Origin of the sequence: Pantoea sp. EKM103V (genome assembly GCF_011800365.1) — a bacterium.
Lineage (GTDB): Bacteria > Pseudomonadota > Gammaproteobacteria > Enterobacterales > Enterobacteriaceae > Pantoea > Pantoea anthophila.
Genome location: NZ_JAALFQ010000003.1, coordinates 269,338 through 287,223 on the forward strand (window position 1 = coordinate 269,338; position 17,886 = coordinate 287,223).

Consider the following 17,886-nt stretch of genomic DNA (forward strand, 5'->3'; position numbering starts at 1 on the left):
CATCCTGCAAGCTGTTAGCAAGTCAGAAAAGATCCCAGCCCGAAACCACAGGAGTTCAGCCATGGCGTTACGCGTCGCGCTCAGCGCGTTTTTAACTTTGTTTGTCGCGATGGGTATTGGCCGGTTTGCCTTTACGCCGCAGGTGCCACTGATGATTCAGGCGCACCAGCTGACCCTCACCAGCGCCAGCCTGGTGGCCGCACTCAACTATCTTGGCTATCTCTGTGGCTCGTTCGATGCCATGCGGGCGCACAAGCGGGTTGAGCTGCGCCTGACGGCGGGCATATGGGGCGCGGTGATCCTGACGCTGCTCTCGGCCTGGGCCAGCGGGCCGTGGCTGCACGGTGCCATTCGTTTCCTGATCGGCTGGGCCAGCGGCTGGGCGATGGTGCTGGTGGCCGCCTGGAGTAATGAACAGCTGCATCGTCATGGCCGGGCGGGGCTGTCGGCGGCCGTGTTTGCCGGGCCAGGCTGCGGCATCTTTGTCAGCGGCCTGCTGGGGGTGGCGCTGCACACGCTGCAGGTCTCTGCGGGGCTGGCCTGGGCCGCCTATGGCGCACTGGCGCTGCTGCTGGTGGCGCTGATTGCCCGTAATCTGCCCCGGCGTGGCGAGCTGCATCGCCCCGATCAGGCCCCGGAGCCGCTGGTGCTGGACTGCAACCTTAAACGGCTGGTGCTGAGCTACAGTCTGGCGGGCTTTGGCTACATCCTGCCTGCGACTTTCCTGTCGCAGATGGCTGCCGCACGTTTTCCGGATGGCGCATTCGCCCAGTTTGTCTGGCCGATTTTTGGTGGCGCAGCGATGGTGGGGATCCTGCTGGGCATCCTCACGCGCCACCTGGGGCGCAGCCACGTCCGTCTGGCGCTGGTGCTCTGGGCGCAGGCGCTGGGGGTCTTTGCGGCGGCGCTGCTGCCGGGCTTCAGCGGCCTGCTGGTGGGCGCATTGCTGGTCGGCGGCGGCTTTCTCAGCGTGGTGCAGCTGTCGCTGCTCTGCGCGCGTGAGCTGGCCCCCAGTCATCTGCGCTATATGGCTGGCCTGCTGACCACCGGCTATGCCGTGGGACAACTGGTGGGCCCGCTGCTCTCGTTTCTCTCCACCGCCTTTTTACACCGGCTGGAACCCGCCCTGTGGGTGGCCGGCGCGAGCCTCATCTGGGCGGGCCTGCTGGTGTGGCGGCGGAGCCGATAAACGCTTTCTTCACCAATCTGATTGATTGCTGGATTCCCCGCAAAGAAAGTTTCACAATACGCGCCTGATTACAGGGCCCGCCGCAACAGCCGACGGGCGCAACACCCAGCCGGAGAAGAGTACGATGAGCACCCTAAGTCAGGAAGCTGCCCTGGTTCATGAAGCGCTGCTGGCGCGTGGCCTGGAAACGCCATTACGCGCACCAACACGCGACATTGATGACAACACGCGCAAGAGCCTGATTGCCGGGCACATGACCGAAATCATGCAGCTGCTGAATCTGGATCTTGAAGATGACAGCCTGATGGAAACCCCGCATCGCATCGCGAAGATGTATGTGGATGAGGTCTTTTCCGGTCTCGATTACACCAACTTCCCGAAAATCACCGTCATTGAAAACAAGATGAAGGTGGATGAGATGGTGACCGTGCGTGACATCACCCTGACCAGCACCTGTGAACACCACTTTGTGATTATCGATGGTAAAGCGACCGTCGCCTATATTCCCAAAGATAAGGTGATTGGCCTGTCGAAAATCAACCGCATCGTGCAGTTCTTTGCACAGCGCCCGCAGGTGCAGGAGCGTCTGACACAGCAGGTACTGGTTGCCCTGCAGACCCTGCTTGGCACCAACAACGTGGCCGTTTCCATTGATGCGGTGCATTACTGCGTGAAAGCGCGCGGCGTGAAGGATGCCACCAGCGCGACCACCACCACCTCACTGGGCGGCCTGTTCAAGTCCAGTCAGAATACCCGCCAGGAATTTTTGCGCGCGGTACGTCATAGTTGAGTTAACGGCGGGCGCATAATGCTGCCCGCCTCAATGGGGCAGGGTGCCGCATGCAACGCTATCACGCGCTGGATTTTATTCGAGGCTGTGCCATTCTCGGCATTCTGCTGCTCAATATCGTCGGCTTTGGTCTGCCCTCTGCGGCCTACCTGAATCCGGCCTGGCAGGGGAGTGTCACCCTCGCTGACGCCTGGACATGGGCCCTCTCCGATACCTTTGCCCAGCTCAAATTCCTTACGCTGTTTGCGCTGCTGTTTGGTGCCGGTCTGCAGATGCAACTGCCGCGCGGCAGTCGCTGGCTGACTGCCCGGCTGTCACTGCTGGTGCTGATCGGTTTCCTGCACGGGGTGTTTCTCTGGGAGGGGGACATCCTGCTGGATTACGGCATCATCGGGCTGGTGGTGTGGCGGGTCGTACGCGATGTTCCTTCCACCCGCAGCCTGATGAACACCGGTATTCTGCTTTACCTGGTGGGCTGCGGTGTGCTGCTGGTATTCGGCTCGATCTCCGATCCTGAGCCGACCCGCTCCTGGCTGCCCGGCGCGGCCGATCTGCAATATGAGCGCTACTGGAAACTGGCCGGCGGCTGGGAAGCGATTCAGAACCGGCTTGATCACCTCTCATCGGGACTGATGGCGCTGGCGGCGCAGTATGGCTGGCAGCTGGCAGGCCTGATGATGATCGGTGGTGCGCTGCTGCGCAGTGGCTGGCTGACGGGCCAGTTTCCCCTGCGGCACTACCGTCAGGCCGCCGTCGTGCTGCTGACGGCGGGATTCTCGATCGCGGTGGCCGGTGTCGCTGCGCAGTGGCTGTTACACTGGGAGTTCCGCTGGAGCGGCTTTTATCTGCAGACCCCGCGCGACCTCGCCAGCCCGCTGATCAGCCTGGGCTATGCGGCGCTCTGTCTGGCCTGGTGGCCGCAGATTTCACGCTGGCGGTTCAGTTATGCCATTCAGTGTGTCGGGCGCATGGCGCTGACCAACTACCTGATGCAGTCGCTGATCTGTACCACGCTGTTCTACCGCTTTGGCTTCTACATGCACTTTACCCGGCTGGAGCTGGTGCTGATGGTGCCTGCGGTCTGGCTTATCAATATCCTCTTTTCACTCATCTGGTTACATTTCTTCGCACAGGGCCCGCTGGAGTGGCTGTGGCGGCGGCTTACCCAGCTCTCAGCCGGAAAACCCCGCCTTTCCGACCACGCCAGATAATGACCGCCATCACAAAGGTTACAGAATTGTATGTAACCGCTTTCATTGATGTGACGCAATTCACGCTGCACATCGCCCGCCCCTGACAAAATAGCGCCGGTGTTCAACCCGGCGTGATGCCCTCTTTTTCCTTCCTGGAACTGCTGCATGATAACAATTCGTGATGTTGCCCGTCAGGCTGGCGTCTCAGTGGCGACCGTATCGCGCGTCCTCAATCAGAGCAGCGCCGTCACCTCTGATACCCGCGACGCTGTGTTACAGGCGGTTGAGGCGCTGGGGTATCGTCCTAATGCCAACGCGCAGGCGCTGGCGACTCAGGTCAGCGACACCATCGGGGTGGTGGTGATGGATGTTTCCGATCCCTTTTTTGGCGCGCTGGTTAAAGCGGTGGATACCGTGGCGCAGCGCGTCCATAAGCATGTCCTCATCAGCAACTCCTGGCATCAGGAAGAGAAAGAGCGTCATGCCATTGAAGTGCTGATCCGCCAGCGTTGCAGCGCCCTGGTGGTGCACGCGAAAACGCTTTCAGACGCGGAGCTGGCAGACTTTATGCAGCATGTGCCGGGCATGGTTGTCATCAATCGCGTCATACCGGGATTTGAGCAGCGCAGCGTCAGTCTGGATAACGTCGCCGGTGCGCTGATGGCCTCCCGGACCCTGATACAACAGGGGCATAGCCGCATCGGCTATCTCTGTTCCAGTCATCCTATCGAAGATGTCGCCCAGCGCCGCGAAGGGTGGATGCAGGCGATGGCAGAGCAGGGCATCCGGCCGCATGAGAGCTGGATTGCCAGCGCAGAGCCCGACATGCAGGGCGGCGAAGCGGCGATGGTGGAGCTGCTGGGGCGCAATCTCAATCTCAGCGCGGTGTTTGCTTACAACGACGGTATGGCAGCGGGCGCACTCACGGCGCTGAAAGACAACGGCATTCAGGTGCCACAACATTTTTCTGTCATTGGCTTTGATGACATCCCCATCTCGCGTTACACCGACCCCCAGCTTACCACTGTGCGTTATCCTATTGTTTCTATGGCAAAAATTGCGACAGAGCTGGCACTGCAGGGGGCTGCCGGCCTGCTGGATGACACCGCCACGCACATCTTTATGCCGACGCTGGTGCGGCGTCATTCAGTCGCGCAGCGGCAAAATGTGGAGTCCGTCACTAATTCAGGCGATTCAGCCATGTAACCGCTTTCAATCTGTGATTACATTCACAGTTAATTAACATTGCTCTCACTATGATGGCAGCGTCTTACCGGACTGAAACATTATGTAACGCCAGTGTAACGGCATCAGTTGTGGTCTCAGTAGCCGGTTAACGGGTTCATCCCCTCTTCACGGACGTGTTCAGGCACAGGGAAGTCAGGTTTTAGACGGCGTCAGCGGTAAGCGGCAAATTGCGCAGACTGCCCCGCCGATCTGTTTTACCGATTGCTTTCGCGCCACGTCGCGCGGCAGCGCTAAAAAGACCCTGCATAATAAAACCGGAGATACCATGAATAAGAAGGTTTTCACGCTTACCGCACTGGTTGCCAGCATGATGTTTGGTGCAACCGCTCACGCAGCTGACACCCGTATCGGCGTGACCATTTACAAATATGATGACAACTTCATGTCAATGGTGCGCAAAGACATTGAGAAAGAAGCGAAAACCCTTGGCGGCATTCAGCTGCTGATGAATGACTCGCAGAACGACCAGTCCAAACAGAACGACCAGGTTGACGTACTGATGGCAAAAGGCGTGAAAGCGCTGGCCATCAACCTGGTTGACCCGGCTGCCGCGGCCGTGGTGGTCGACAAAGCGCGCGCGAATGATGTGCCGGTGGTCTTCTTCAACAAAGAGCCTAACGCGAAAGTGCTGGCCGGTTATGACAAAGCCTACTATGTCGGGACCGACTCTAAAGAGTCCGGCATCATTCAGGGTCAGCTGATTGAGAAACACTGGAAAGCGACCCCGGCCTGGGATCTGAACAAAGATGGCACCATCCAGTTTGTGCTGCTGAAAGGTGAGCCAGGCCATCCTGATGCGGAAGCCCGTACCAAATATGTGATCGATACGCTGAACAAAGATGGTCTGAAAACCCAGCAGTTAGCGATGGATACGGCGATGTGGGATACCGCACAGGCTAAAGATAAGATGGATGCGTGGCTGTCAGGCCCGAACGCGAAGAAAATCGAAGTGGTGATTGCCAACAACGATGCGATGGCGATGGGTGCCGTTGAAGCGCTGAAAGCGCACAACATGACCTCTATCCCGGTCTTCGGCGTCGATGCCCTGCCGGAAGCGATGGCGCTGGTGAAATCGGGTGCGCTGGCCGGTACCGTGCTGAACGATGCGGAAAACCAGGCGAAAGCCACGCTGGATATCGCCAACAACCTGGCTAACGGCAAAGCCGCGACCGAAGGTACGAACTTCAAGATGGTGGATAAGATCGTCCGCGTACCTTACGTTCCGGTTGATAAAGAGAATCTGGCTCAGTTCCAGAAATAAGTTCGATTCCGGGCGCGACCCCTGTCGCGCCTTTTTTATGTCACCACCGTTTTTTAGCCAGGTAAAATATGGCCAGTGATAATACGACCGCGCAGCGAGAATATCTGCTGGAGATGAAGGATGTCTCAAAATCATTTCCCGGCGTTAAAGCGTTAGATAATGTGAATTTAAAAGTGCGGCCTCACTCTGTTCATGCGTTAATGGGCGAGAACGGTGCCGGTAAATCCACGTTATTAAAATGCCTGTTTGGTATTTATAAAAAAGATTCCGGCAGTATCCTGTTTCAGGGTAAAGAGATCGACTATAAAAGCTCCAAAGAGGCGCTGGAAAATGGCGTGTCGATGGTGCATCAGGAATTAAACCTGGTCCTGCAGCGCACCGTGATGGACAACATGTGGCTGGGGCGTTATCCGCGCAAAGGCTTCTTTGTCGATCAGGATAAGATGTATCAGGATACCAAAGCTATTTTTGACGAGCTGGATATCGATATCGATCCGCGCGACAAAGTGGCGAATTTGTCTGTATCGCAGATGCAGATGATTGAAATTGCCAAAGCGTTCTCTTATGACGCAAAAATTGTGATTATGGATGAGCCGACCTCCTCATTAACGGAGAAAGAGGTTAATCACCTGTTCACGATTATTCGTAAGCTGAAAGATCGTGGCTGCGGCATTGTCTATATCTCTCATAAAATGGAAGAGATTTTCCAGTTGTGTGATGAGATTACGATTCTGCGTGACGGACAGTGGATTGCGACTCAGCCGCTGGAAGGGCTGGATATGGATAAGATCATCGCGATGATGGTCGGCCGTTCACTGAACCAGCGTTTCCCTGACCGTACTAACGTGCCGGGGGAAACCATTCTTGAGGTGCGGAATCTGACCTCTCTGCGTCAGCCTTCGATTCGCGACATCTCATTTGATCTGCGTAAAGGGGAGATCCTCGGCATCGCCGGGCTGGTGGGCGCCAAACGTACCGATATCGTCGAAACGCTGTTTGGCATTCGCGAAAAATCGGGCGGCACCATCAAACTGCATGGTAAACCGATTAATAACCACAGTGCGAATGAAGCGATTAATCACGGTTTCGCACTGGTGACGGAAGAGCGTCGCTCAACCGGTATTTATGCTTATCTGGATATCGGATTTAACTCCCTTATCTCGAATATTAAAAAATATAAAAGCAGTATGGGGCTGCTGGATAATAAACGCATGAAAAGTGACACCCAGTGGGTGATCGATTCCATGCGCGTAAAAACGCCGGGCCACCATACGCAGATTGGTTCGCTTTCGGGCGGTAATCAGCAAAAGGTGATTATTGGCCGCTGGTTATTGACCCAGCCTGAAATCCTGATGCTTGATGAACCAACACGCGGTATTGATGTTGGTGCAAAATTCGAAATTTACCAGCTGATTGCTGAGCTGGCGAAAAGAGAGAAGGGCATCATTATTATCTCATCCGAAATGCCGGAGCTGTTAGGCATTACCGATCGTATTCTGGTAATGAGTAATGGTCTGGTAGCAGGCATAGTTGATACCAAAACGACCACGCAGAACGAAATATTGCGTTTAGCGTCATTACACCTTTAATGAAGCAAGGGCTGTTAACATGAAAGCGACTACAAAAAAGAATGCGCTAACCTGGTTAAAAGAGGGCGGCATTTATGTCGTGCTGCTGGTATTGCTGGCTATTATTATTTTCCAGGACCCGACATTTTTAAGTTTAATGAACCTGAGTAATATCCTGACCCAGTCTTCAGTGCGCATTATTATTGCACTGGGTGTAGCGGGCCTGATTGTGACCCAGGGTACTGACCTGTCAGCCGGACGTCAGGTTGGTCTGGCGGCGGTTGTGGCAGCGACGCTGCTGCAGTCGATGGACAACGCGAACAAAGTGTTCCCGACGCTGGATACGGTGCCAATTCCGCTGGTTATCCTGACCGTGTGTGTGATCGGGGGAGTGATTGGTCTGGTGAACGGTGTGATCATTGCCTATCTGAAGGTGACGCCTTTTATCACCACGCTGGGCACCATGATTATCGTTTACGGTATTAACTCACTCTATTACGACTATGTGGGTGCGTCACCGATTGCCGGTTTTGATGCAGGCTTCTCGAAATTCGCTCAGGGCTTTTTGCGGTTTGGTGATTTTAAACTGTCGTTCATCACGTTCTACGCGGTGATTGCGATTGTGTTCGTCTGGGTGCTGTGGAACAAAACCCGTTTCGGCAAAAACATTTTCGCTATCGGGGGTAACCCGGAAGCGGCGAAAGTGTCAGGCGTGAACGTGCCGCTGAACCTGATCCTGATTTATGCGCTGTCTGGTGTGTTCTACGCCTTTGGCGGGATGCTGGAAGCAGGTCGTATCGGTTCGGCGACTAACAACCTCGGCTTTATGTATGAGCTGGATGCGATTGCAGCCTGTGTGGTCGGCGGCGTCTCGTTCGCCGGGGGTGTGGGCAGCGTGGCGGGTGTGGTAACCGGTGTGTTGATCTTCACCGTTATCAACTACGGTCTGACCTATATCGGTGTTAACCCTTACTGGCAGTACATTATTAAAGGCGGCATCATCATCTTCGCCGTGGCGCTGGATTCACTGAAGTATTCGCGTAAGAAGTAACGTTCTCTGCTGCGAAAAAAGCGACCTTCGGGTCGCTTTTTTTATGAGGATGGCGCTGGGCGGTTGATGTGAGATGGAGTATGCGAAGGGAACAGGGTCAGATCGGAAAGGCGCAAAAGCTGTTGTCCGTGACACACCCGGCCTGCTTTGTTTATGGAAGAGGACTGTAAGTCATTGCTTTGAGAAGGAGTCTGCGCAGGGAACAGGGTCAGATCGGAAAGACGCAAAGGCCGTCATCCATGACACGCTCGGCCTGCTTAAAGGCTGAGGTCATTGCTTTGAGACGGAGCCTGCGCAGGAAACAGGGTCAGATCGGAAAGACGCAAAAGCCGTCATCCATGACACGCTCGGCCCGCGCCGTCCCTGGCGCGGGACGCTTTCCTCTTCTGACCCAATTCCCTGCGCGTTGGGCTTATTCGTTGCTGTCAGAATTCCCTTTGCATCTTTGCGGAAGGCGTATGCTCCCTGAGCTAGCGCATGCCTGTCTGGCGCTGCACCAGCCCCCTCTTAATCGAAGATTTATTTCCGTAACTTCTGTTCCAGCTCCAGCAGCTGTTCCGGCGTCACAGCAGGATAACTCTGCGCATCCTCCGGAACGGTTCGCACGGCGGGAATCGGCACCAGCGGGCCGAGAAAACGGGGTTCACGCTTGAGCAGGAAGAGGTCTGCCAGCGCACCCAGCCGGGCCCCCACTTCACGGAAGCGCACGCTAAGCATGTTCTTCGGCGAGGGCACGGCATAACACTGCGCCTGAATGCCCAGCTGCAGGGCGATGAAGAGCGCGCGCTCACAATGAAAACGCTGCGTGATGATAATGAAGTCGTTGGTATCAAAGACCTTACGGGTGCGCACGATCGAATCCAGCGTGCGGAATCCGGCGTAGTCGAGCACGATATCGGCCGGATCGACACCCGCTTTGATTAAATCACGGCGCATTGTCATCGGCTCGTTATAACTCTGCAGCGCGTTATCCCCGCTCAGCAGCAGATAATTGACTTTACCGCTGTTGTAAGCGTTTAGCGCACCCTGCATACGATAGAGGTAATACTGATTAATTACGCCGGTGCGGTAATATTTTGCCGTTCCCAGTACCACGCCCACCTGACGATGCGGCAGAGAAGAGACATTTTCGTAGATGAAAGGCGCCGTTTTCCAGCTGATCCAGCGATCGAGGCCGAGCGCAGTTGCCACCATCACTAAGATGATGAAAAGCAGACCAATGAAAACGCGTTTCAGCATGCGCCTGGAGACTCGGTGTCAGAATGTTGAGATGGCACAAGGCTACTTGAGGCGTCGCAGCGAAGCAAGTTACTGCCGGCTGGCTGTGCGCTTTTTGAACACTGCCGGACCCCATCAGGTCCGGCAGGCTGAGGATTAAATCGAGGTACGGCGATAGTGACGGTACTGCGGCAGCCAGAAGTTGTTGGCAATAGCCTGTGACAACACATCTTCTGAGGTCACCACGGCAACGCCCGCCAGCTGAGCGGCTTTGCCCACTTCCATCGCAATGATCTTCGACACGCCCTGAATATCTTTGATCTCAGGCAGTACCGGGCCTTCGCCTTCGTTGACCAGCGGAGAGCAGTCAGCCAGTGCGCGGCTGGCGGTCATCAGCATGCTGTCGGTGACGCGGCTGGCGCCTGAGGCAATCACACCCAGACCAATTCCCGGGAAAATGTAGGAGTTGTTGCACTGCGCGATCGGATAGGTTTTACCGTTCCAGCTTACTGGGGAGAACGGGCTGCCGGTGGCGACCAGTGCTGCACCGTCAGTCCAGGCGATGATATCGGCTGGCGTCGCTTCCACGCGTGATGTCGGGTTCGACAGTGGCATCACGATAGGGCGCTTACAGTGCTTGTGCATCTCACGGATGATCTCTTCGGTGAACAGACCCGGCTGACCGGAGACACCAATCAGGATATCGGGCTGGGCATTGCGCACTACGTCCAGCAGCGAGATTGCGTCGCTGGCGACATCCCAGTTCTGCAGGTTTTCGCTCTTCTGCACCAGCTTGCTCTGGAAATCGAGCAGGTTAGGCAGTTTGTCAGTGAGCAGACCAAAGCGATCCACCATCATCACCCGGCTACGCGCTTCGTCGTCGCTCAGACCTTCAGATTTCATCTGCGCGATGATCTGCTCAGCGATACCACAACCCGCGGAACCGGCTCCCAGGAAGACCACTTTCTGCTCGCACAGACGGCTGCCGGCTGCGCGGCTGGCGGCGATCAGCGTGCCGACGGTGACGGCAGCAGTGCCCTGGATATCATCATTAAAGCAGCAGACCTCTTCGCGATAGCGGTTCAGCAGCGGCATCGCGTTCTTCTGGGCGAAATCTTCGAACTGCAACAGCACCTTCGGCCAGCGGCGCTTAACGGCCTGAATGAACTCATTGACGAAAGCGTCATACTCTTCGCCGGTGATGCGCGGATGACGCCAGCCCATATAGAGCGGGTCGTTCAGCAGCTGCTGGTTATTGGTGCCGACATCCAGCACGACCGGCAGGGTGTAAGCCGGGCTGATGCCGCCGCAGGCGGTATAGAGTGAAAGCTTACCAATCGGAATCCCCATTCCACCGATGCCCTGGTCGCCCAGACCCAGGATACGCTCGCCATCGGTCACCACAATCACCTTCACATTCTGTTTGGTGGCGTTCTGCAGCATATCTTCGATGCGATCGCGGTTCGGGTAGGAGATGAAAACGCCACGCGCACGACGGTAGATTTCAGAGAAGTGTTCACAGGCTGCGCCGACGGTCGGGGTGTAGATGATGGGCATCATCTCTTCGAGATGGTTATCCAGCAGGCGGTAGAACAGCGTTTCGTTCGTGTCCTGGATGTTTCGCAGGTAGACGTGCTTATCGTTATTGTTTTTGAAGTCCTGGAACTGACGCCAGGCGCGCTTTGCCTGCTCTTCAATCGACTCCACCGCTTCAGGCAGCAGACCATTGAGGTTAAATTCGTTACGTTCTTCGAGGGTAAAGGCGCTGCCTTTGTTCAGCAGGGGAAATTCAAGCAAAATCGGGCCAGCATATGGGATATAAAGCGGGCGTTTACTTTCGTAGTCGAGTTCCATGCGGTGATGCTCCGGTTGCAGTGTTGTCTGGCGTCACGCCGGAAAGGTAGCGCCAGTTTTCTTACCCGTTATAGCTCAGACTGCAGGCCTGTAGCGGCAGGGTCACCGCTGCGGGAAAATTCACGACCGTGCTGCCATCCTGCAACCTGAATTATTCAGAGTAATTTGTCATGACGTGAATTCTGGCGCCAGATCCTATGAAATTTCCCGCAGAAGTACAGCGTTTGTTCATAAAAGCTCACAAAACTGTGGCCTTTCTGACAGCCGGTTATGCTTTGTTCAGCGTCACATGCAGCAGCTCACTGCAGCCAAATGTCTGCAGCGTGGCTTGCGTGGCGGCAAACTGGCTCAGCGTGGCATTTTCTGCTTCCGCTAATACCGCTCTTTTTATCTGACGGACATCGCCGCCCTGCATGTTCAGCCGCACCAGCGCCGCCTGAAGGGGCGGGAAGCTGGGATTAAACGCGGCGTTTTCCGCATAGCGGCCGGTGACAATCGAACCGCTCACGGTCAGCAGCGCAACCCCGGCGTGCGACTGGCTGTAGGGGGCGTGACTGGCATTGGCGGCGGCAACGGCAGCCTGCACCAGTTCGTCACCCGCAGCGACGTAGCCGTGGTCAACGTGGTCCATCAGGAAAGTGCTGATGTCGAGGTCGCGCGGGCCAAATGCATCCGGCAGATAGTCAGCCAGGGTACTCACTGCGCGCTGCGGCAGGCTGATACGAATAGCGGTGCCGCTGTTCAGCTCGTTCATAAACTGGCGGCAGTGACCGCACGGCGTGTAGTTGACGGTGATGCTCTCCAGCTGCGGCTCGCCGCACAGCCAGGCGTGGGTAATCGCGCTCTGCTCGGCGTGAACCGTCTGCTGCAGGGGGGCGCCGACAAACTCCATGTTGGCCCCGAAGTACCAGGCACCGCTGACGCCACGGGCAATCGCGCCGACGTTGAAGTGGGAGACGGTGGCGACAGCGCAGGCCGCTGCCAGGGGCAGCAGCGCCAGCGCCAGCGTATCGGCATCCATCTGCGTCTGTTGCTGCAGTGCAGCGACCTGGCTGGCGCTCAGTCGCGCCTCAAAGTCAGGATCGTCCAGCAGGGGAGCCAGCGCCGTTTGCAGCGTTGATGGCAATGCCTCAAAAGCGGAGAGGAAACGGGATTGCATGAGAGCCTCATTAAATTCAGCAGGGCGACGTGCCGGTCACGGGTTTATATGTGATCCAGGTCGCTCTGACAATGTAACCTGTGTTGGATGTTTCAACTTTGCGAGATCTCTCGCAAAGTTTTAGCCAAACCAGTGCAGCAGCAGCGGAAAAATAAAGGGGGCCAGCAGTGAGGTGATGATGCCGCAGATCACTAGGGCCAGCGAGCTGAAGGCGCCCTCCTGAAAATCGAGCTCGGCTGCACGCGCCGTGCCGAGTGCATGTGACGCATTGCCAATCGCCAGACCGCGTGCGGCTTTAGACTTCACGCCGAGCAGGTTCAGCACCATATGACCGAAGACCGCACCCAGCACCCCGGCGATCAGCACACAGATGGCGCTGATGGCCGGAATACCGTGCAATGAACCGGAGACGGCCATGGCAATCGGTGTGGTCACCGATTTCGGCACGATAGTGGCCGCAATTTCGGGCGTCGCTCCCAGCCAGAGCGCAATGGCCGTGCCCGAGGTCATGGCGGTCAGGCTGCCGATAAAGCAGACGCCGATAATGGATTTCCAGCGGGCGCGAATCTGATGGATCTGTTCATAGAGCGGCAGTGCCAGCGCCACTACCGCCGGTTGCAGCAGCTGATTAAGAATCTGGCTGCCGGCGAAATAGCGCGAGTAGGGCAGCTGCAACAGCAGCAGTATCGGAATAATTATCGCCATCGCGACCAGCAGCGGATTGAGCAGCGGGAGCTTCAGCCGTATTGCCAGTTTGCGTGCCAGGAAAAAGGCCGCCAGCGTCAGCGGCAGTGACCACCAGATTTCACTCATCGCCCGACTCCCCGGCCGGCTTCCGGCTGTGCAGCTTGTGGGCGCTCACGCCGACAATCGAGAGCACCAGCAGGGTACTGACGACACAGGAGATCACGATAGGGCCAAACTGCGCGGTCAGCACATCGGTGTAGCTCATCACCCCGACGCTGATCGGCACAAACAGCAGGGCCATATAGCGAATCAGCAGATGACAGCCCGGTTTCACCCAGCTTACCGGCAGGATTTGCGACGCGAGCAGGGCAAACAGAATTAACATGCCGATAATGCTGCCGGGCAGGGTAATGGGCAGCAGCGAGGCGATGCCGATTCCGGCATACAGGCAGAGATAAATGATGATAAAGGCGCGCAGATAGCGCCCGCAGACAGACAGCACGGTGAGCATGGCAGGCTCCTGTTTTTACTGAGCTTCATCATACGCATTAACCGCTTAGCGTGCTAGCGATCACATTTATGCGCCGGAAAGCGGCAGGAGAGGAGGCTGCGTTCACCTGTGCAGGAAGAGAGCGTGCTTGACCGATATAAAAAAACCCTTCGCACCCGCAGAGGCGCAAAGGGTTTCAGTCCGGAACGGATTCCGTCAGCAGCGGGTTACTTAACCGGCATACCCGGTACCGCACCGCTATCCACGGAGAGCACGAAGAGATCTTTGCCGCCCGGTCCTGCTGACAGCACCATGCCTTCAGAGATGCCGAAGCGCATCTTACGTGGTGCGAGGTTGGCGACGATGATGGTCATTTTACCGACCAGCACTGACGGATCAGGATAAGCGGCGCGGATGCCGGAGAAGATCTGACGCTTTTCCCCGCCCAGGTCAAGTTGCAGACGCAGCAGCTTGTCTGAGCCCTCAACCAGTTCCGCCTGCTCAATCAGCGCCACGCGCATATCCACTTTGGCGAAATCGTCGATGGTGATGGGCTCACCGACAGGTGACTCTGCCAGCGGACCGCTTGCGGCCGGTGCAGCTGCGGCAGCGGCATCCTCTTTTGAGGCCGCAATCAGTCCCTCAACCTTCGCCATTTCAATGCGGCTGTAGAGCGCTTTAAACGGCGCGACCTGGTGATCCAGCAGCGGCTGGGCGATAGCATCCCAGCTCAGCTCGCACTTCAGGAAATCTTCGGCGCGTGCGCTCAGGGAAGGCAGCACCGGCTTCAGCCAGGTCATCAGGATGCGGAACAGGTTAATCCCCATTGAGCAGATAGCCTGCAGGTCGGCATCGCGGCCTTCCTGCTTCGCCACCACCCACGGTGCCTGCTCATCGACATAGCGGTTAGCCAGATCGGCCAGCGCCATGATCTCACGAATCGCACGGCTGAACTCACGGCTGGCCCAGGCTTCACCAATCTTCTCTGAGGCATCCACGAATGTCTGATAAAGAGCCGGATCGGCCAGCTCAGCCGCTAGCTTGCCGTCAAAGCGTTTGGTGATAAAGCCCGCGTTACGTGACGCCAGGTTAACCACTTTATTGACAATGTCGGCGTTTACGCGCTGAACAAAATCTTCCATGTTCAGGTCGATATCGTCGATGCGTGAAGAGAGTTTCGCCGCATAGTAATAGCGCAGGCTGTCGGCATCCAGATGCTGCAGCCAGGTGCTGGCCTTAATAAAGGTGCCACGCGACTTCGACATTTTTGCACCGTTAACGGTGACATAGCCGTGCACAAACAGGTTGTTTGGCTTGCGGAAGTTGCTGCCTTCCAGCATCGCGGGCCAGAACAGGCTGTGGAAATAGACGATATCTTTACCGATGAAGTGGTACAGCTCGGTAGTGGAGTCTTTACGCCAGAACTCGTCGAAGTCGATGTCGCCGCGCTTATCGCACAGGTTTTTGAACGAGCCCATATAGCCGATAGGCGCATCCAGCCAGACGTAGAAATATTTGCCCGGCGCACCCGGAATTTCAAAGCCGAAGTAAGGCGCATCGCGGGAGATATCCCACTGCTGCAGGCCCGACTCAAACCACTCCTGCATTTTGTTCGCAACCTGATCCTGCAGTGCGCCAGAACGGGTCCAGGCACGCAGCATCTCGCTGAAGGAGGGCAGATCAAAGAAGAAGTGTTCGGAATCACGCAGCACCGGCGTCGCACCGGACACCACGGATTTCGGATCGATCAGCTCTGTCGGGCTGTAGGTCGCGCTGCAGACTTCGCAGTTGTCGCCATACTGGTCAGGTGACTTACATTTCGGGCAGGTGCCTTTCACAAAGCGATCCGGCAGGAACATCCCTTTTTCCGGGTCATACAGCTGCGAAATCGTGCGGTTCTTGATGAAACCGTTCTCTTTCAGGCGACCGTAGATCAGCCCGGCCAGCTCACGGTTTTCGTCGCCATGCGTTGAGTGATAGTTGTCATAGCTGATATTGAAACCGGCAAAGTCCGTTTCATGCTCCTGTTTCATTTCTGCAATCATCTGCTCCGGTGCAATCCCCAGCTGCTGCGCTTTCAGCATGATAGGAGTACCGTGCGCATCGTCGGCGCAGATGAAATAAACCTGATTGCCACGCATTCGCTGATAACGCACCCAAATGTCTGCCTGGATATGCTCGAGCATGTGGCCGAGATGGATTGATCCGTTCGCGTAGGGCAGGGCGCACGTTACCAGAATTTTTTTAGCGACTTGAGTCATAGTTTGCGTAGCTTTCTGTTGATTGAAAAAACGGGCTTAGATGGTAACTGAAGGCTTCTCCTGCGTAAACACAAGGGATTCATCCCGCCAGTCGCCGCGAATCCATGTGCTTCTGATATCATTGAGGTTACCTCGCTGAAAACAGCGTAAGCAGAGCAGAAATAAGGAGTGAGGGATGACAGCACAATCCCGGGAACCGCATACGCCAGAAGGGCTGCGCGCCATTGTGGCTGGCGTACTGAAACGCTTTGAGCATCCGACCCTGCACCAGAACCTGACCGCGCTGAAGGCGCTGCATCATGTGGCGCAGCTTGACGGTACGCTGCACATTGAAGTGATGATGCCTTTTGCCTGGGCCAGCGGGTTCGACGCCCTGAAAGAGCAGGTCAGCGCCGAACTGCTGCGCCAGACCGGCGCGCGTGCGATCGACTGGCGGCTCAGTCATGATATTGCCACCCTGAAGCGGGTGAAAAATCAGCCGGGCGTGAACGGTGTAAAAAATATCATCGCGGTCAGCTCCGGCAAAGGGGGCGTCGGCAAATCGAGCACTGCCGTGAATATGGCGCTGGCACTGGCCGCCGAAGGCGCGCGCGTCGGGATCCTCGACGCCGACATCTATGGCCCGTCAGTGCCGAACATGCTCGGCACGCAGGACCAGCGGCCGACTTCGCCGGATGGCACCCATATGGCCCCGATTATGGCGCACGGGCTGGCAACGAACTCGATTGGCTATCTGGTCACCGATGATAACGCGATGGTGTGGCGCGGCCCGATGGCCAGTAAAGCGCTGATGCAGCTGCTGAACGAGACGCTCTGGCCGGAACTGGATTATCTGGTGCTCGATATGCCTCCGGGTACCGGCGACATTCAGCTCACGCTGGCGCAGAACGTGCCGGTCACCGGGGCGCTGGTGGTCACCACGCCGCAGGATATTGCCCTGATTGATGCCCGCAAAGGGCTGGTGATGTTTGAGAAGGTCAATGTTCCGGTGCTGGGCGTGGTGGAAAATATGAGCCTGCATATCTGCAGTCAGTGCGGCTATCACGAGCCGATTTTCGGCACCGGCGGGGCGCAGAAACTGGTTGAGGATTACCAGACGCAGCTGCTGGCCCAGCTGCCGCTGCACATCGACCTGCGCGAAGATCTCGATGAAGGCGAACCGACGGTGATCCGCCGGCCCGACAGCGATTTTACCGCGCTTTATCGCCAGCTGGCCGGACGCGTCGCCGCCCAGCTCTACTGGCAGGGTGAGGTGATCCCTGGCGAGATCGCCTTCCGCGCACTCTAAGCCCGACCCGACCCGCTGGCATAGGCCGAGGCCAGCGGGTAGTGCATCAGCACGTAGCCGCCATGCTCCCCTTCACCTTCCGAAATCATCTTCCAGCCATGTTTCAGGTAAAACGCCTGGGCTGCTTTGTTCATCTGCAGACACTTCAGCGCCCCGGTTGAGGTGAAGCGCGCCTGGACCGCCTCCAGCAGGGCACTGCCCGCGCCGCGCCCCTGCCAGTCGGGATCGACATAGAGACTGTGCAGAAAATTGTCGTTCTCCAGCAGTCCGGCAAATCCGACGCGCTGCCCCTCAGCCTCGGCGACCAGCACCGTCTCCCCCAGGATCACCCCATCAAAATCTTCAAGCTGCCACTCGCTGCCATCCAGCCAGCGCCAGTTATGCCGACGCGCCGCCAGAAACAGCGTTCGCAGGAAAGGACGATCGGCTTCAGTAAACGGACGTATCTCCACAGCTCTGCTCCCTTTTTATCCGGTCTTACAAAACTAGCAGCGATTCGGGAAGAGAGGGGGAAAGACAAAGCGGGTTTAATGTCATGAAAATCGCTGTACACTGCCCGGCGGGCCAGAGAGCATCAGGCTCTCAGCGTTTGATAGCTTTCGTTAATCAGATTGATAACGTCTGCATAT

15 protein-coding genes are annotated in these 17,886 nt (G+C 56.8%); 8 read left to right on the forward strand and 7 right to left on the reverse strand.

All coding sequences use genetic code 11. The annotated features are described in order from the left end of the window. Positions 1–61 precede the first annotated feature (61 nt). The 7 genes from HFD97_RS10190 (at position 62) to mglC (ending at position 8,300) form a co-directional block, all read left to right on the forward strand. Positions 62–1,189 (forward strand): YbfB/YjiJ family MFS transporter, encoded by a 1,128-nt coding sequence (locus HFD97_RS10190; protein WP_167431426.1) that lies wholly within the window; start codon positions 62–64, stop codon positions 1,187–1,189. A gap of 124 nt (positions 1,190–1,313) precedes the next feature. Continuing rightward, positions 1,314–1,979, forward strand: a complete 666-nt coding sequence (gene folE, locus HFD97_RS10195; protein ID WP_167431427.1) for a GTP cyclohydrolase I FolE — start codon at positions 1,314–1,316, stop codon at positions 1,977–1,979. A 50-nt stretch (positions 1,980–2,029) separates the two neighbouring features. After that, positions 2,030–3,190 carry a DUF418 domain-containing protein YeiB gene (yeiB, locus tag HFD97_RS10200; protein ID WP_167431428.1) on the forward strand — a complete coding sequence of 387 codons (1,161 nt, stop codon included), beginning with the start codon at positions 2,030–2,032 and terminating at the stop codon, positions 3,188–3,190. Between the two features lie 147 nt (positions 3,191–3,337). Next, entirely contained in the window at positions 3,338–4,378 is a 1,041-nt protein-coding gene (galS, locus tag HFD97_RS10205; protein WP_009089173.1) for an HTH-type transcriptional regulator GalS, read from the forward strand. A gap of 307 nt (positions 4,379–4,685) precedes the next feature. Next, on the forward strand, positions 4,686–5,681 hold the full coding sequence (gene mglB, locus HFD97_RS10210; RefSeq protein ID WP_009089175.1) for a galactose/glucose ABC transporter substrate-binding protein MglB: 996 nt from the start codon (positions 4,686–4,688) through the stop codon (positions 5,679–5,681). Positions 5,682–5,749: 68 nt separating this feature from the next. Continuing rightward, the gene (gene mglA, locus HFD97_RS10215) at positions 5,750–7,270 is read left to right on the forward strand and encodes a galactose/methyl galactoside ABC transporter ATP-binding protein MglA (RefSeq protein WP_046102225.1); all 1,521 of its coding nucleotides are present in this window, start codon (positions 5,750–5,752) and stop codon (positions 7,268–7,270) included. A 19-nt stretch (positions 7,271–7,289) separates the two neighbouring features. After that, positions 7,290–8,300 (forward strand): galactose/methyl galactoside ABC transporter permease MglC, encoded by a 1,011-nt coding sequence (mglC, locus tag HFD97_RS10220; RefSeq protein WP_009089178.1) that lies wholly within the window; start codon positions 7,290–7,292, stop codon positions 8,298–8,300. 519 nt (positions 8,301–8,819) lie between these two features. Here mglC and sanA read toward each other — a convergent pair. The 6 genes from sanA to metG all read right to left on the reverse strand — a co-directional run bounded on the left by sanA (position 8,820) and on the right by metG (position 15,969). Beyond that, positions 8,820–9,539 (reverse strand): outer membrane permeability protein SanA, encoded by a 720-nt coding sequence (sanA, locus tag HFD97_RS10225; RefSeq protein ID WP_058956707.1) that lies wholly within the window; start codon positions 9,537–9,539, stop codon positions 8,820–8,822. A 135-nt stretch (positions 9,540–9,674) separates the two neighbouring features. Beyond that, positions 9,675–11,372 (reverse strand): NAD-dependent malic enzyme, encoded by a 1,698-nt coding sequence (locus HFD97_RS10230; RefSeq protein ID WP_046102224.1) that lies wholly within the window; start codon positions 11,370–11,372, stop codon positions 9,675–9,677. 268 nt (positions 11,373–11,640) lie between these two features. After that, positions 11,641–12,531, reverse strand: a complete 891-nt coding sequence (cdd, locus tag HFD97_RS10235; RefSeq protein ID WP_140922987.1) for a cytidine deaminase — start codon at positions 12,529–12,531, stop codon at positions 11,641–11,643. 120 nt (positions 12,532–12,651) lie between these two features. Further along, positions 12,652–13,344, reverse strand: coding sequence for a CidB/LrgB family autolysis modulator (locus tag HFD97_RS10240; protein ID WP_167431429.1), 693 nt, complete (start codon positions 13,342–13,344; stop codon positions 12,652–12,654). Then, the gene (locus HFD97_RS10245; protein WP_046102222.1) at positions 13,337–13,729 is read right to left on the reverse strand and encodes a CidA/LrgA family protein; all 393 of its coding nucleotides are present in this window, start codon (positions 13,727–13,729) and stop codon (positions 13,337–13,339) included. The genes HFD97_RS10240 and HFD97_RS10245 overlap by 8 nt, the downstream gene beginning before the upstream one ends. Positions 13,730–13,935: 206 nt before the next feature. Beyond that, a complete protein-coding gene (gene metG / locus HFD97_RS10250) occupies positions 13,936–15,969 on the reverse strand; it encodes a methionine--tRNA ligase (protein ID WP_046102221.1) in 2,034 nt (677 codons plus the stop codon). Positions 15,970–16,144: 175 nt separating this feature from the next. On the opposite strand from metG, the gene apbC reads away from it, so the two are divergent. Next, entirely contained in the window at positions 16,145–17,257 is a 1,113-nt protein-coding gene (gene apbC, locus HFD97_RS10255; protein WP_009089192.1) for an iron-sulfur cluster carrier protein ApbC, read from the forward strand. On the opposite strand, the gene HFD97_RS10260 is transcribed toward apbC, so the two are convergent. Further along, on the reverse strand, positions 17,254–17,709 hold the full coding sequence (locus HFD97_RS10260; RefSeq protein WP_150028856.1) for a GNAT family N-acetyltransferase: 456 nt from the start codon (positions 17,707–17,709) through the stop codon (positions 17,254–17,256). The two genes, apbC and HFD97_RS10260, sit on opposite strands and share 4 nt — an antisense overlap. Positions 17,710–17,886: the final 177 nt, after the last annotated feature.